Source organism: Coprococcus sp. TF11-13 (assembly GCF_003481085.1).
Classification (GTDB): Bacteria; Bacillota; Clostridia; order Lachnospirales; family Lachnospiraceae; genus Coprococcus; species Coprococcus aceti.
Map to the genome: position 1 here is coordinate 386,776 of NZ_QUKK01000001.1, position 13,830 is coordinate 400,605.

Here is a 13,830-nt window from a genome sequence, read left to right on the forward strand (position 1 = left end):
TATCATGGACAGGGCGTTTTCTTTGTGTAAGCGTTGGGATTTATTGTGCATATTTGAAAATACATAACATAATATTATCCTGTTGCGCACAAAATTGCACACAAATTGCGCTTAAGTTGCGCTTTGACATATACAAAATACACAAATAATTCCCAAAAACATTGTCTACAAGCGACATGGTAACCAGAACTCAAATATGTTAATATATCAGCATGAGGACAAACGGTTGCGCAACTGTTGATCAACATTATTATTGCAAGGAGGAATCCTTGTGATAATGCAGACGCCGCGCGGAGCGCATTGGGATGCGTCTGCGTAATAATACTTATTAGGAGGGCATATATGAGAAGAAAGAGAATTGTAAAACAGATTGGTTGTGCAGTTCTTGCAGGAGCGCTTATGGTAGGGCAGATCTTTGGATCTGGAGCTTCACTGATAACAGCGAAGGCTGCGGAGAGCTGGGTGGACACACTCAAGGTTGCAAATGGCGATTTTGAAACAGGTGACAGCAGTAACTGGACTATAGAGAGTGAATCGGGAGCTGAGCTTGTTGTAAAAAATGGTGGAAGTAATGTAAACTCCACATATTATCTGAATATCTGGGCTTCTGATGCGGCTGATGTCAGCATCACACAGACTGTAGAGGCTGTTCCTGCAGGAACATACAAGCTGGAGTATGATGTCGAGGGCGATGCCCAGGATACAGGGCTCACAGTATCTGTCGCTGATAAGTCACAGGCTGTCGGAGCCACGACCGGATGGGATGCATGGGCGACAAATGAGACAGAAGAGTTCGTTCTTGAGGATACAACTGATGTCAGCATTTCATTCAAGGGCAGTCTTGCCAAGGGATATTGGGGCAAGATAGACAATGTAAAGCTCTGCAAGCTTACAGACGAGGAAGATGTAGTTGAGCCTGTGGAGGCTGGAATATATGTGGACCGCGTGAGTGATCTCACATACACAGATCTGAACGGAGAGAAGCAGTCATTTATCGAGGGTGTAGACGTATCATCCTATGTGTCACTGAAGAACAGTGGAGTTAAGTATTATGACTTCGATGGCAATGAGCTTGACGATATCGGATACTTCAAGTTCCTTGCTTCATGTGGAATAAATTATGTGCGTGTCCGTGTATGGAATGATCCATATGATGCAGACAAAAACGGTTACGGCGGCGGTAACAATGATTTGGAGACAGCCAAGAAGATCGGACAGTATGCAACAGCAGCCGGAATAAAGCTTCTTGTGGATTTCCATTATTCAGATTTCTGGGCTGATCCAGGTAAGCAGCAGGTGCCAAAGGCTTGGGCTGACTTTACTCTTGACGAGAAGGTAGCTGCAGTTAAGTCATACACATCGGAGAGCCTTAAGACTCTGCTCGATGCTGGCGTTGATGTGGGTATGGTTCAGATCGGAAATGAGACGACCAACGGAATATGCGGTGAGACATCAAAGAACTGGGAAAACATGGCAAAGATCTTCAGTGCCGGAAGCGAGGCGGTGAGAGCCATTGACAAGAATATCCTTGTTGCCATCCATTTCACCAATCCTGAGAGAAGTGGCAATTACGCAAATTTTGCAAAGAGACTTAATACATACAATGTAGACTACGATGTATTTGCATCATCATACTATCCTGTATGGCATGGCACACTTGACAACCTCACATCAGTTCTCAAGAATGTGGCTGACACATACGGCAAGCTGGTAATGGTAGCAGAGACATCATGGGCATACACACTGGATGACGGAGATGGACATGACAACACCGTGAGAAAGGGCGTAAATGACTCAACAACCTACGACATATCAGTTCAGGGACAGGCAAATGAGATCAGCTCAGTTATCAAGGCTGTAAAGAATACAGGTTCATCAGGAATCGGTGTATTCTACTGGGAGCCTGCATGGCTTCCTGTAAATGTGTATGATTCATCTGCAGAGAATGCAGCAGACGTCCTTGCAGCCAACAAGGAGGCATGGGAGAAGTACGGTTCAGGCTGGGCTTCATCATACGCAGGAGAGTACGACGCAGCAGACGCCGGCAAGTGGTACGGCGGTTCAGCAGTTGACAACCAGGCACTGTTTGACTTCACAGGACACCCACTTGAGTCGCTCAAGACATTTGCCTATGTTCATACAGGAACAAAGACAAAGAGAGAGGTAGTCTCAATAACAGTTGATGATGTTGAGATCGAGATAACAGATATTGCAAATGTAGCTCTGCCGACTGCAGCAACAGTAGCTTACAATGATGGCAATTCAGAGAGCGCAGACATCACTTGGGAGGATGGAGCACTTGAGAAGGTAAAGAACTACGGTGCAGGAACATGTACTGTAAAGGGAATTGTGACAGTAAATGATGAGACTGTCGAGGTTCAGTGCAATGTAACAATATTAAAGGAGAACATTCTTGTAAATCCTGGATTTGAGTCAGGAAATGAGGGCTGGACGATCGCAGATACCAGCAAGGGACTTGCAATAAAGACAAAGGAAGACTACAGAAACGGAGCATACTGTGCACATTACTACAATGCTTCAGATTTCACATATGACATGTATCAGACCATCACACTTGAGCCGGGCAAGTATGTGTTCAGCGCATATATCCAGGGCGGTGCAAATGGAGACAATGATGTATACGAGGTATATGCAAAGGCAGGAGACACAGAGCTTGCATCAGCTTCAGCAGTTCCACAGGGATGGAAGATATGGCAGCATCCTGAGATTAGATTTACAGTGGAAGAGACAACAGAGGTTGTTGTCGGAATGAGAGCAACCGCATCAGGTAAGGCATGGGGAACATGGGATGACGCATATCTCTACAAGGATGCGGATATCACACCGACACCAGATCCAAATCCAGATCCAACACCGGATCCAGATCCAACACCGGACCCAGATCCAACACCAGACCCAGATCCGACACCGGACCCGGATCCAACACCAGATCCAATACCAACACCTGATCCAGATCCAACACCAGACCCAACTCCTTCTATTGATACAAGCAAGAATGGTCTTGTGAAGGAGAATGGAAAGACCTACTTCTATAAGAAGGGCGTGGTTCAGGAGAATTACACAGGATTTGTCAAGAGTGCCGGAGTCAACTACTATGTTGTAAATGGCGTGGTAAAGACAGGATACAAGGGACTTGTAAAGAGCCCTAAGACGGGAAAAACATATCTTGTAAAGAATGGCAAGATTTATACAGCTTACACAGGTTTCTACAGAAATTCAAAGGGACAGCAGTGTCTCATAATAAAGGGCAAATTTGCAGAGAGCAAGACAGCACTTGTCAGAAGCACTAAGAATAAGAAGTATTACTATGTAAAGAAAGGTATAATCCAGTCAGGTTATACAGGCTTCTTCAAGAGTACCACAACAGGTGCTAAATGCTATATCTACAAGGGTGTATTCCAGTCAGGCAAGACGGGAATAGTAAAGAGTCCTAAGAATCACAAGAACTACTATGTGAAGAAGGGCAAGATCGCCACAGAAGTTACCGGTATAGTTAAGATATCAGGTTCAAGATATAAAGTAGTGAGAGGTCTTGTTGTCAAAAAAGTAAAATAGTACAGAGTAATACATATATACGATAGTCCGATTGGGGAATACCCGGCCGGACTATTTTATTATTTGTTTATATGTTATTTAATTTTTGTAAGGAACATTAAGAAATTATTTAAAAGTAGTTGAAAAAGTATCATTAAGTGATATAGAATGGACAAGTATTTGTTTATATTATACTAAAACGAGAAAAGGAGAGTAATCATGGACAAATTCTTCAAAATCTCAGAGCGTGGGTCTACAATCAAGACCGAGATCATGGCAGGACTTACAACATTCTTCGCCATGGCATACATCGTTCTGGTCAATCCAAATCAGGTTGCAGGAGAAGGCAGCAATGGCTGGCTGGCAGGGGCAGTTCCAGACATGGCTGGTGAGCTTGGAACAGTATGGAATGCTGTATTCATCGCATCTATTCTTGTTGCAATAGTGGGAACACTTCTCATGGCGTTCCTCGCGGACATGCCATTTGCACAGGCCTGCGGAATGGGACTTAACTCATTCTTCTGTACTATCTTTGTAGCTGGTGCAGCATTTGCAGGTGTGAGTGTTATCAGAGGTTATCAGGCAGGTCTGGTAATAGTATTGATATCAGGTCTCGTATTCCTGATCCTTTCAGTGACAGGACTCAGAAAGTACATTGCAGTTGCAATGCCTGAGTGCCTTAAGAAGTCAATTCCGGCAGGTATTGGTCTGTTCATAGCTCTTATCGGACTGAAGAATGCAACACTTATCCAGGACAACCCATATACATTTGTTCAGTTCTTTGATTTCCACGGTGTGATCACAAGCGCTGGCAGCACAAAGGAGGCTATTGCACAGATCGCACCTCCTATAGTAGCATTTGTAGGATTTATAATAATTGCGATCCTTGCAAAGCTTAATGTAAAGGGTAACATTATCATAGGTATCCTTGTATCTACAGTATTATATTATGTTATGATGCTTCAGGCACCTAACTTTGATTTCTCATCGATCGGACAGTCATTCAAGGATTTCGGTTCAGTCGGATTCCTCGGAGTGTTCCAGGGACAGGCATGGAAGGATGCATTCTCTGCTGAGTATATCGGCGGTGTGTTCTCAGCAATCATGCTTGTTGTCAGCTTCTGTCTGGTAGATATGTTTGATACCATCGGAACTCTCTATGGTGCAGCTTCCCAGGCTAATATGCTTGACGAGAAGGGTGACCCAATGAAACTTGACGAGTGTATGATGTGTGACTCTATAGGTACTGTATCAGGAGCTCTTCTCGGTACATCAACATGTACAACATTTGTAGAGTCAGCTTCAGGTATCGCTGCAGGTGGTAGAACAGGTCTTACAAGTTTGGTTACAGCACTCTGCTTTGCAGTATGTCTGTTCCTCAGCCCTGTTGCCAACATCATTCCATCATGTGCAACAGCACCAGCACTTATCTTCGTAGGTGTACTTATGGCTAAGAACTTTGCAAAGGTTGATATGGAGGATATGCGTTCAGCAGTTCCTGCATTCGTGACATTCCTTATGATGCCGCTGACATACTCTATTTCAAATGGTATCGGTCTTGGCGCTATCACATATGTTCTTATCACACTGTTCACAGGCAAGTATAAGAAGCAGGATATCGTAGTGACAATTATTGCACTCTTATTCATAGTAAAATTCGTTTCGGTAACTATGTAATTATTTAGTGACACAAGAGAATTCAAAGCGTTCCCGCATATAAGTGCGGGGACGTTTTTTTATTTGCCAAAGTGAGTTTTTTGTAGTATCATACCAACTGTGTACCAGTAGCCAATCGGATACGGCAATGGCCTCCGGAGCCATGACGGGCGGTTCGACTCCGCCCTGGTACGCTTTTTTATACTCTGATATTTATTTCGTAAAAGGATGATATGCAGTGATGAAGAAGAAAAAGAATTTGGAAGCGGAAGAACAGAATATAGAAAATGAAGAGCCGGAGTTGGATGGGAAATCAGAGATCGGTGGAGATTCAGAGACAGATGATGACTTAGATGACGGTGAAGATTTGGAGCTGGCTGATAACTCAGAGCCCGGCGGAGCTTCAGAGGTTGAGGAGACCCCGACGAGACAGAAAAGGCCGTATGAGGATTATGTCATAGAAGATCCTGAGGATATGGATGATGCACCGGATACCGGAGATATGTTCGATGATGAAGAGCTGTATGGCGATGACGATTATTTTGCCGAAGAGAAGGCAAAGACGCGGAAAGGCCGAAGAAGATCCAGACATGGCGGGATCTCTGGTGGTGTTCTTGCCTTGCTGTGGGCGGTATTTCTGATACTTGTCGGAGTCTATGTGTATGTATTTTTTATAAACGATAAGCTGTTCACAGAGAACATAACCGGAAGAGATAACACGGTGAGACTGGAGATACCAGACGGAGCAAATTACAGGCTGTGTACGATTGATGAGATAAATCAGCTAGTGAACAATTATCTTTTGGCGAGAACAAAGGCAGATCAGACGACACTTCAGAGACTGGTCACAGATCCGTCGGAATTTGACGACATGAAGAGCATTGAGATAGCAGCGGAGTATATAACGGCGTACAACAAGACCACCTGTTATATAGCCAACGGATATACCGCAGATTCGTATATCGTGTACGAATTATCCAATCTGATGATAAAGGATGTCAACTCGGAACCGCTCGATATAAGGTCGTTATATGTGACGAAACAGTCAGATGGAAGCTACAAGATCAACAATTCGGCTTTGTCTGACAAGGAGAGCTCGTATATCAACACCATCAACTCATCTGGTGATATACAGGCGATATATGAACATGTAAAAGAAAACAATGATTATCTGCTTAGAACGGATGAGACATTTAGAAAGTTCCAGAATATGTATAATTAAAGAAAACGCAGGCTTTATGCCTGCGTTTTCTGCTGAACAGCTACTTTGTTACATAGCCTCTGAAGAGTCTACAGTATCTGTGTCGATCAAAACCCCTCTGGTAGGAACCGGTGTGGAGAATACTATCTGTGTCTCTGTGCTGCCAAATCTCTGGAGCTGTCCGATAAATGAGTCGAGATCCATGGTATTAGGAAAGCAGACCTTCATGAGCATGGAGTGCGCACCGGTCACACAGTTGCATTCCAGTACATTTGGACATGCTTCAACAAATGGATAGAAGGTTGGCTTCTGTTTTGGATCAAGAGCCATGTGTATAAATGCTGTGATGTGATATCCGAGAGCCTCATGGTTGATGCTTGCGTGATATCCGGTCAGTATTCCTGCTTTCTCAAGTCTCTCTATTCTTGCTGAAACTGCCGGCGAAGAAAGGAAGACTTTGCTGGCCAGATACTTGAGTGGGGTTCTGGCGTTGCCCTGTAAAAGATGAATGATTTTTCTGTCGATGTTATCCATAATATGCACTTCCTTTTCCTAAAATAAAAAAAGGTGCGTTTCCGAAGAAACACACCTTTGCGTTTGCTTAAATATACATTAATTGATAAAAAAAATCAAGGACTTTTACAAAATTAATTTAACTGAATCTTTGCTGTGGGTTATACATGGTGTGATGAATGGTTCACAAAATGAAAAATAAATGGTATGATGGTTCTGCATATTGGTTAGAATTTACTGGCCTTGGTCTGGCTGATACATGGTGTATGCTGGCCAGAAATTAGAATGTGAGATATGTATTAACAATATAGGAAAATAATAATAGAGGAAAGATTATGGCGGATGGAATAAGACTTAACAAATATCTCAGCGAGGCGGGCGTGTGCTCAAGGCGCGCTGCGGATACACATATAGAGAATGGAAAGGTTACGATCAACGGAGAGACTGCAGTCATGGGTCAGAAGGTCATGCCCGGGGATGTGGTGACATTCATGGGCAGGAAGGTTCAGCAGAAGGATAGGACAGTGATCCTGGCATATAATAAGCCGATAGGACTTACCTGTACAGCGAGTAAGGCTGATCCAGACAATATATTTGATCACATAGATTATCCGATCAGACTTCAGTACGTGGGAAGGCTGGACAAGGACTCCCAGGGTCTACTCCTTCTGACAAATGATGGTGACCTGTCAAATGCCATCCAGAAGTCGGTGAACAACCATGAGAAGGAATACAGAGTGCGGGTGAACCGTGAGATAACAGAGGACTTCATCAGGAAGATGTCGGAAGGAGTGCCTATACTTGATACAGTGACAAAGAAATGTAAGGTGCGAAAGATAGATGACAGGTCATTCATGATAGTGCTGACACAGGGGCTCAACAGGCAGATCAGACGAATGTGTGATGCATTGGGCTACAGGGTAGTGAACCTGAAGAGAGTCAGGGTCTGCAACGTGAAGCTTGGCAATATGAGACCTGGAGAGTTAAGGGAGCTCAGCCGCGAGGAAGAGGCAGAGCTGAGACGGATAGTGGGGATGTAGTAGAGAGTGTATATAGGATTTTTTGTGGGGTGTGTATGGAAGATATTAGTAGAAATACCAGTGAAAATATTAAAGAAAATAATGACATTAGTGGCAATAACGATAATGGCAAGATAGCCAGAATTAAAGAACTTGTAAAGCAGCTCAACGATGCTGCAAAGAAATATTATATGGAAGATACAGAGATCATGAGCAATCTGGAATATGATGCTCTGTACGATGAGCTGAGTGCCCTGGAGAAAGAGACCGGGATGGTCATGAGCAACAGCCCGACGGTCAAGGTAGGATATGAGGTCGTCAGTGAGCTGCCGAAGGAGGCTCACGAGCATCCAATGCTTTCTCTTGACAAGACAAAGGATGTAGGTGCTCTTGTGTCATGGCTTGGCGGTCAGAAGGGCGTAATATCCTGGAAGATGGACGGACTCACAGTTGTTCTCACATATGAGAACGGAGAGATGATAAAAGCGGTTACCCGTGGAAATGGTGAGATAGGCGAGGTCATCACGAACAATGCGAAGGTATTTGCAAATGTACCTCATCACATCCCGTACAAGGGCAAGCTGACGATCAGAGGCGAGGCGGTCATCAAATACTCGGATTTCAATGCGATAAATGAGAAGATAACGGATGCGGAATCTAAGTACAAGAACCCGCGAAATCTGTGCAGCGGCTCAGTGAGACAGCTCGATAACAAGATAACAAAAGAGAGAAATGTACATTTCTTCGCTTTTAATTTAGTGGACGGTGAGGATGTGGACTTCCACAATTCATTCAAATATCAGCTTGACTGGTTGGAGCAGCAGGGATTTACCGTGGTAGAACACTACCTGACAGACTCGGCGGCGCTTCCTGATAAGGTGAGGGAATTTTCAGAGAAGATAACGGAGAATGACTTCCCATCGGATGGTCTGGTACTCATGCTGGATGATTTGGCATACGGAAGGAGCCTGGGAACCACAGCCAAGTTCCCGCGAAATGCCATGGCGTTCAAATGGGCGGATGAGGAGGCAATCACCCATCTACGCTATGTGGAGTGGAGTCCATCAAGAACTGGACTCATCAACCCGGTCGCTGTATTTGACCCGGTGGAGCTCGAGGGAACAACAGTAAGCCGTGCCAGCATACACAACGTCAGCATACTTAAGTCATTGGCGCTTGGCGAAGGTGATGAGATTGCAGTGTACAAGGCGAATATGATCATTCCGCAGATTGCAAGGAATCTAACCATGAGCGGTAACGTGATCATACCGGCTGCGTGTCCTGCATGCGGAGGAGAGACTGAGATAGTGAGGGAGGAAGGCGGTGCAGCGTCAGGAGTTGAGACTCTGTACTGCACAAACCAGTTCTGCCCTGCGAAGAAACTCAAGTCATTTTCACACTACGTGTCCAGAAATGCGTTGAATATAGACGGACTCTCAGAGGCGACCATAGAGAAGTTCATAGATGAGAAGATCCTCGAGGAGCTTCCTGATCTGTATAAGCTTGCGGCTCACAGAGAACATATAGTTGAACTTGAGGGATTTGGCGAGAAGTCGTACAACAAGCTTGTGGCTGCGGTGGACGCATCCAGACAGACGAACATGTGGCGTCTTGTCAATGGTCTCGGCATTGCAAATGTCGGAGAGGCGACAGCCAAGCTCATGGCAAAGCATTTTGCAAATGATATGGATGCCATGGAGAAGGCAGATGTGTCAGCATACGTTGAGATAGACGGAATCGGTCAGGTTATAGCAGAGGATATAGTCAGATACTTTGAAAATGAGAAGAATTGTGCTATCATAGATAGGTTGATGGCTGAGCTTACGTTTGTGGATGAGGTTTCTGATACGGAGCAGGATCTGGCGGGCAAGGTGTTCGTCATAACCGGTTCGCTCACCCATTTTGACAACAGAAATCAGCTCAAGGAACTGATAGAGAGCAGAGGAGGTCAGGTTACAGGTTCTGTATCTGCCAAGACCTCATATCTTATAAATAACGATGTGAATTCTACATCATCCAAGAACAAGAAGGCGAAAAGTCTTGATGTGCCTATCATATCTGAGGAGGATTTCTTAGAATTGATTGGACAGTAGGGTAACTGCGGTAGATTACTTGGTGTGTGCTGCTGCATGTTTGCTTGGATAAGCAGTAAATGGAAAGGAATGAATAGAGATGCCGATAAGAATAGATGATGATCTGCCGGTTAAGAAAACATTGGAGGACGAGAACATATTTGTCATGGGAACAGGAAGGGCACACAGCCAGGACATAAGACCCCTTGACATTCTGATACTCAACCTCATGCCGCTGAAGGAGGACACAGAGCTGCAGCTCATGCGAAGCTTGTCAAACACCCCACTTCAGGTGAACATCACGCTTCTTAGAACCATGTCCTACGAGTCCAAGAACGTGACAAAGGGACACCTTGACAGATTCTACGAGGATTTTGACAGCGTAAAGAACCGCAAATGGGACGGTTTCATCATAACCGGAGCACCTGTTGAAAAGATGGAATTTGAGAATGTTGACTACTGGGATGAACTCCGCGAGATCATGGATTGGTCCGAGACAAATGTCACATCGACCATGCACATCTGTTGGGGCGCCCAGGCGGGACTCTACTACAGATACGGTGTGCAGAAGTTCGATCTTCCGCAGAAGCTGTCCGGCATATACGAACATCACACCTTCCACAAGAGAACACCGCTTGTCCGTGGCTTTGACGATGTATTTTACGTGCCACATTCAAGATACACGGGCGTATCCAAGGAGGACATTGTAAACAATGAGCACCTTGAGATCGTAGCCGAGTCAGACGTGGCTGGCCCGTACCTCATAATCGGTGACGGCGGTAAGAACATATTTGTCACAGGACACCCTGAGTACGACGTGCTGACCCTTGACCAGGAGTACCACAGAGACCTCGGCAAGGGACTTAATCCACAGATCCCGGTGAACTATTACCCAGACAACGACCCGGAAAAGAAACCAGTGAAGAAGTGGAGATGCCACGCGAATACTTTGTATGCGAATTGGTTGAACTACTATGTTTATCAGCTCACGCCGTATAAGTGGGATTAACAGCCGCTGAGACCGCATAAAAACTGAGGTTTTAAGCCGAATGCGTTACATATCAATAAAGACATAAATGTATGTAATATGATGTGATTTTTTGTAATTTTATGACTTTGTGGCGATTAATTGGTGTTTTTTCAAAATGCAGATGGTGTTTTTTTAAACGGCGATAGGCAGGGAAGATATTAAATATAAAATTAAAACACAGCACTATGTAGATGAGGGGTAGTTATCTATATGGTGCTGTGTTTTTTCTGCTTGTCACTTGTTCCATAATTCATTTTTATTAGTTGATATGATATAATGACCAATGAGACTAATGAATGAAAAACGACATAATATGAGGGGAAGATGTATGGATAATTCTAATGATGAAAGGCAGGAAGCTTTAACAAGACTTGAACAATTGCGAAAAAAAGGATCGGTTGTTGATGATGAAGCAGAATTAGCTTCTTACAGGGAAGAAAAGTTCAGGAGGTCTTATTTAGATGAAACAGGAAATATTAAATAAATTGAACCTTGGCGAAGATCATGAGAGAGAATGTAAGCTAGCAATCGGTGGGCTTCCTGAGAGCATATGGGAGACATATTCTTCTTTTGCAAATACCGATGGTGGAACTATTTTGCTTGGAATTAGGGAGCACAGAGATTCCTTTACTATTGAAGGATTGACAGAGAAACAGATTGTTAAATATCAGAAAGATTTCTGGAGCACTTTAAATGATAGAAATAAGATATCTAAGAACATTTTACTGAATCATCATGTACAGGTAGTCGAGGTGGAAGATAAAAAGGTACTTAGAATTGATATTCCTGCAGCAGACAGACATGATAAACCTGTTTATATTGGAACAGATCCGATGAGAGGTACTTATAAAAGAGACTACGAGGGCGATTTCCTTTGTACAGAAGAAGCAGTCCGTGCAATGTTCGCAGATCAGAGAGATGTATCTGGTGATGTGGAAGTACTGGACGAGTTTGGATTGGATGTGCTCAACCAGGATACGATAAAGGGGTATAGAATTGTTTTTGAACAGCTTCATAGTGGGCATCCATGGAATGCTCTTGAAAATGATGAGTTCCTTATGAAATTAAGAGCCGTAGCGAAGAATAAGAAGGGTACATTGTCTCCAACGATAGCTGGACTATTATTCTTTGGAGAGGCTTATCATATTACTGAAATTTTTCCAAATTATTTCTTGGACTATCGTGAAGAATGCAATGATAAAGCCGTTCGTTGGCTGTTTCGGACACACTCTAACGAAGGTGACTGGAGTGGAAATATATACGATTTCTTCTGCAAGGTGCGTACCAGAATAGATGATGAGGTAGCGGTTCCATTTGCAAATAGAAGAGATGGGTATCGAGTGGACAGAGTTGATGTTCATGATGCTTTGGAAGAAGCACTGGCAAATGCGTTGTCACATGCAAATTATTATGGCAGAAGAGGAATTCTTGTTGTTAAAAAGGGTAAAGAACTTAGCATTTCAAATCCTGGTACTATCAGGGTAACAAAAGAGGAGTTTTATGCCGGAGGCAATAGCGATCCTCGAAACCCTAATATTTTAAAGATGTTTGGATTCGTTAATGTCGGTGAGCGCGCCGGAAGTGGTATCGATAAGATAATGACTGCATGGGCAGAGCAAAACTGGAAAAAGCCGGAATTTGATTTTTCAGAGCGTAATGACAGGGTAACATTAACGCTAGAGGTTGGACAGGTTGTATATATTCCGAGGGCTGCTGATATAAGAAAAGAAAACATAAATCAAGCAGAAGCAACTGCAGTGACGAAAGAAGAGAAAATACTTGAGTATATCAGACGTAATGGAAGCATTTCTTCTCAAGAAGCTGCGGATATTGGCGGTTATAAGTCGAAGACTGGTGCAAGAAAATTGCTTGATAAGATGATTGCAAAAGATTTGATTAAAAAGGTTGGAAAAGGACCGGCAACTAAATATGTAATTCAGTGACGATACTAATGGTTATCGAACACTTTATTGAATACTAATGAACACTTTGTTGAACACTATCGAACACTTTTTTCGTATATCGTACATAAAGTGTTCGATTAATGACTGGTAGTAATCATTTATCGGATACCTATGCTTGGTGTCGCTTATGTTTATGATGTGGGATTTCAACAGAACTCTCAACGTTTGACACGACTTATGGTACGTGAGCAGAAAATAATGGCAGAGACAAGATCATCTTGGATAATGTGGTGACTTTCACAGATTTATTCTAGATTATTTATAACGACAATAGAATTACTTTCTTTCAGAGTGTATTAGTGGCAATAATATTAAGTTCCATTGCTACTATGAGTAGCCCAAAATGGATATACTTCATTTGCAGTTGCTGACCAGCAACTGTTCAATATATTCTAGCCAATAGCATATTGGCTAGCAAAAATAAATTATAACAGCGAAAAAATAGCTTGTCTTGGTAGTGTGGATATATACCTTACGTTAGTCAATGTGATTCAAATATAGAATATGAAGATATACATTTAATAATGGTAAAAATGATTATAGAGGTCGGAGAGACCGATAGAACAAAAGTAAGACCAAAGCTACTAAAAGCGAGCCTAATGAATGGAAAACGACAGAATATGAGGGAAATTTGTATAGATGATAATTCAAATGATGAAAGGCAAGAAGCCTTAGCAAGATTTGAACAGTTACGAAAAACGAAAATGGTTGTTGATGACAATGTAGAATTAGCTTCTTATAGGGAATAAAAGTATGGTAAGCAACCATTTGCAATACAAGACACATTAAATATACATTAGTTAGGGGAAAAACGGAGGAA

10 protein-coding genes and 1 tRNA gene are annotated in these 13,830 nt (G+C 43.2%); 10 read left to right on the top strand and 1 reads right to left on the bottom strand.

Going from position 1 to position 13,830, the window contains the following annotated elements:
• Nucleotides 1-342: 342 nt before the first annotated feature.
• From DXD11_RS14655 to DXD11_RS01700, 4 genes are all read left to right on the top strand, one after another.
• A complete protein-coding gene (locus DXD11_RS14655; protein ID WP_118757644.1) occupies nucleotides 343-3,576 on the top strand; it encodes a glycosyl hydrolase 53 family protein in 3,234 nt (1,077 codons plus the stop codon).
• Nucleotides 3,577-3,774: 198 nt separating this feature from the next.
• Entirely contained in the window at nucleotides 3,775-5,232 is a 1,458-nt protein-coding gene (locus DXD11_RS01690) for an NCS2 family permease (RefSeq protein ID WP_117548786.1), read from the top strand.
• Between the two features lie 101 nt (nucleotides 5,233-5,333).
• Nucleotides 5,334-5,405: transfer RNA gene (locus DXD11_RS01695), tRNA-Arg, on the top strand.
• Nucleotides 5,406-5,452: 47 nt separating this feature from the next.
• Nucleotides 5,453-6,433: a hypothetical protein gene (locus DXD11_RS01700; protein WP_117548787.1), complete on the top strand. Its 981-nt coding sequence runs from the start codon at nucleotides 5,453-5,455 to the stop codon at nucleotides 6,431-6,433.
• A 48-nt stretch (nucleotides 6,434-6,481) separates the two neighbouring features.
• On the opposite strand, the gene DXD11_RS01705 is transcribed toward DXD11_RS01700, so the two are convergent.
• Nucleotides 6,482-6,946, bottom strand: a complete 465-nt coding sequence (locus DXD11_RS01705; protein ID WP_117548788.1) for an Lrp/AsnC family transcriptional regulator — start codon at nucleotides 6,944-6,946, stop codon at nucleotides 6,482-6,484.
• Between the two features lie 314 nt (nucleotides 6,947-7,260).
• On the opposite strand from DXD11_RS01705, the gene DXD11_RS01710 reads away from it, so the two are divergent.
• The 6 genes from DXD11_RS01710 (at nucleotide 7,261) to DXD11_RS01730 (ending at nucleotide 13,759) form a co-directional block, all read left to right on the top strand.
• Nucleotides 7,261-7,965: a pseudouridine synthase gene (locus DXD11_RS01710; RefSeq protein WP_022216102.1), complete on the top strand. Its 705-nt coding sequence runs from the start codon at nucleotides 7,261-7,263 to the stop codon at nucleotides 7,963-7,965.
• Between the two features lie 35 nt (nucleotides 7,966-8,000).
• Nucleotides 8,001-10,037 (top strand): NAD-dependent DNA ligase LigA, encoded by a 2,037-nt coding sequence (ligA, locus tag DXD11_RS01715; RefSeq protein ID WP_118757645.1) that lies wholly within the window; start codon nucleotides 8,001-8,003, stop codon nucleotides 10,035-10,037.
• A 79-nt stretch (nucleotides 10,038-10,116) separates the two neighbouring features.
• The gene (metA, locus tag DXD11_RS01720; RefSeq protein ID WP_118757646.1) at nucleotides 10,117-11,025 is read left to right on the top strand and encodes a homoserine O-acetyltransferase MetA; all 909 of its coding nucleotides are present in this window, start codon (nucleotides 10,117-10,119) and stop codon (nucleotides 11,023-11,025) included.
• Between the two features lie 349 nt (nucleotides 11,026-11,374).
• Entirely contained in the window at nucleotides 11,375-11,530 is a 156-nt protein-coding gene (locus DXD11_RS14165; RefSeq protein WP_158547569.1) for a hypothetical protein, read from the top strand.
• The gene (locus DXD11_RS01725; protein WP_117548790.1) at nucleotides 11,508-12,989 is read left to right on the top strand and encodes an RNA-binding domain-containing protein; all 1,482 of its coding nucleotides are present in this window, start codon (nucleotides 11,508-11,510) and stop codon (nucleotides 12,987-12,989) included. Before DXD11_RS14165 ends, DXD11_RS01725 begins: the two co-directional genes overlap by 23 nt.
• A 545-nt stretch (nucleotides 12,990-13,534) precedes the next feature.
• Complete coding sequence (locus DXD11_RS01730; RefSeq protein WP_118757647.1) at nucleotides 13,535-13,759, top strand: hypothetical protein; 225 nt, start codon at nucleotides 13,535-13,537, stop codon at nucleotides 13,757-13,759.
• The last annotated feature ends 71 nt before the right edge of the window (nucleotides 13,760-13,830 follow it).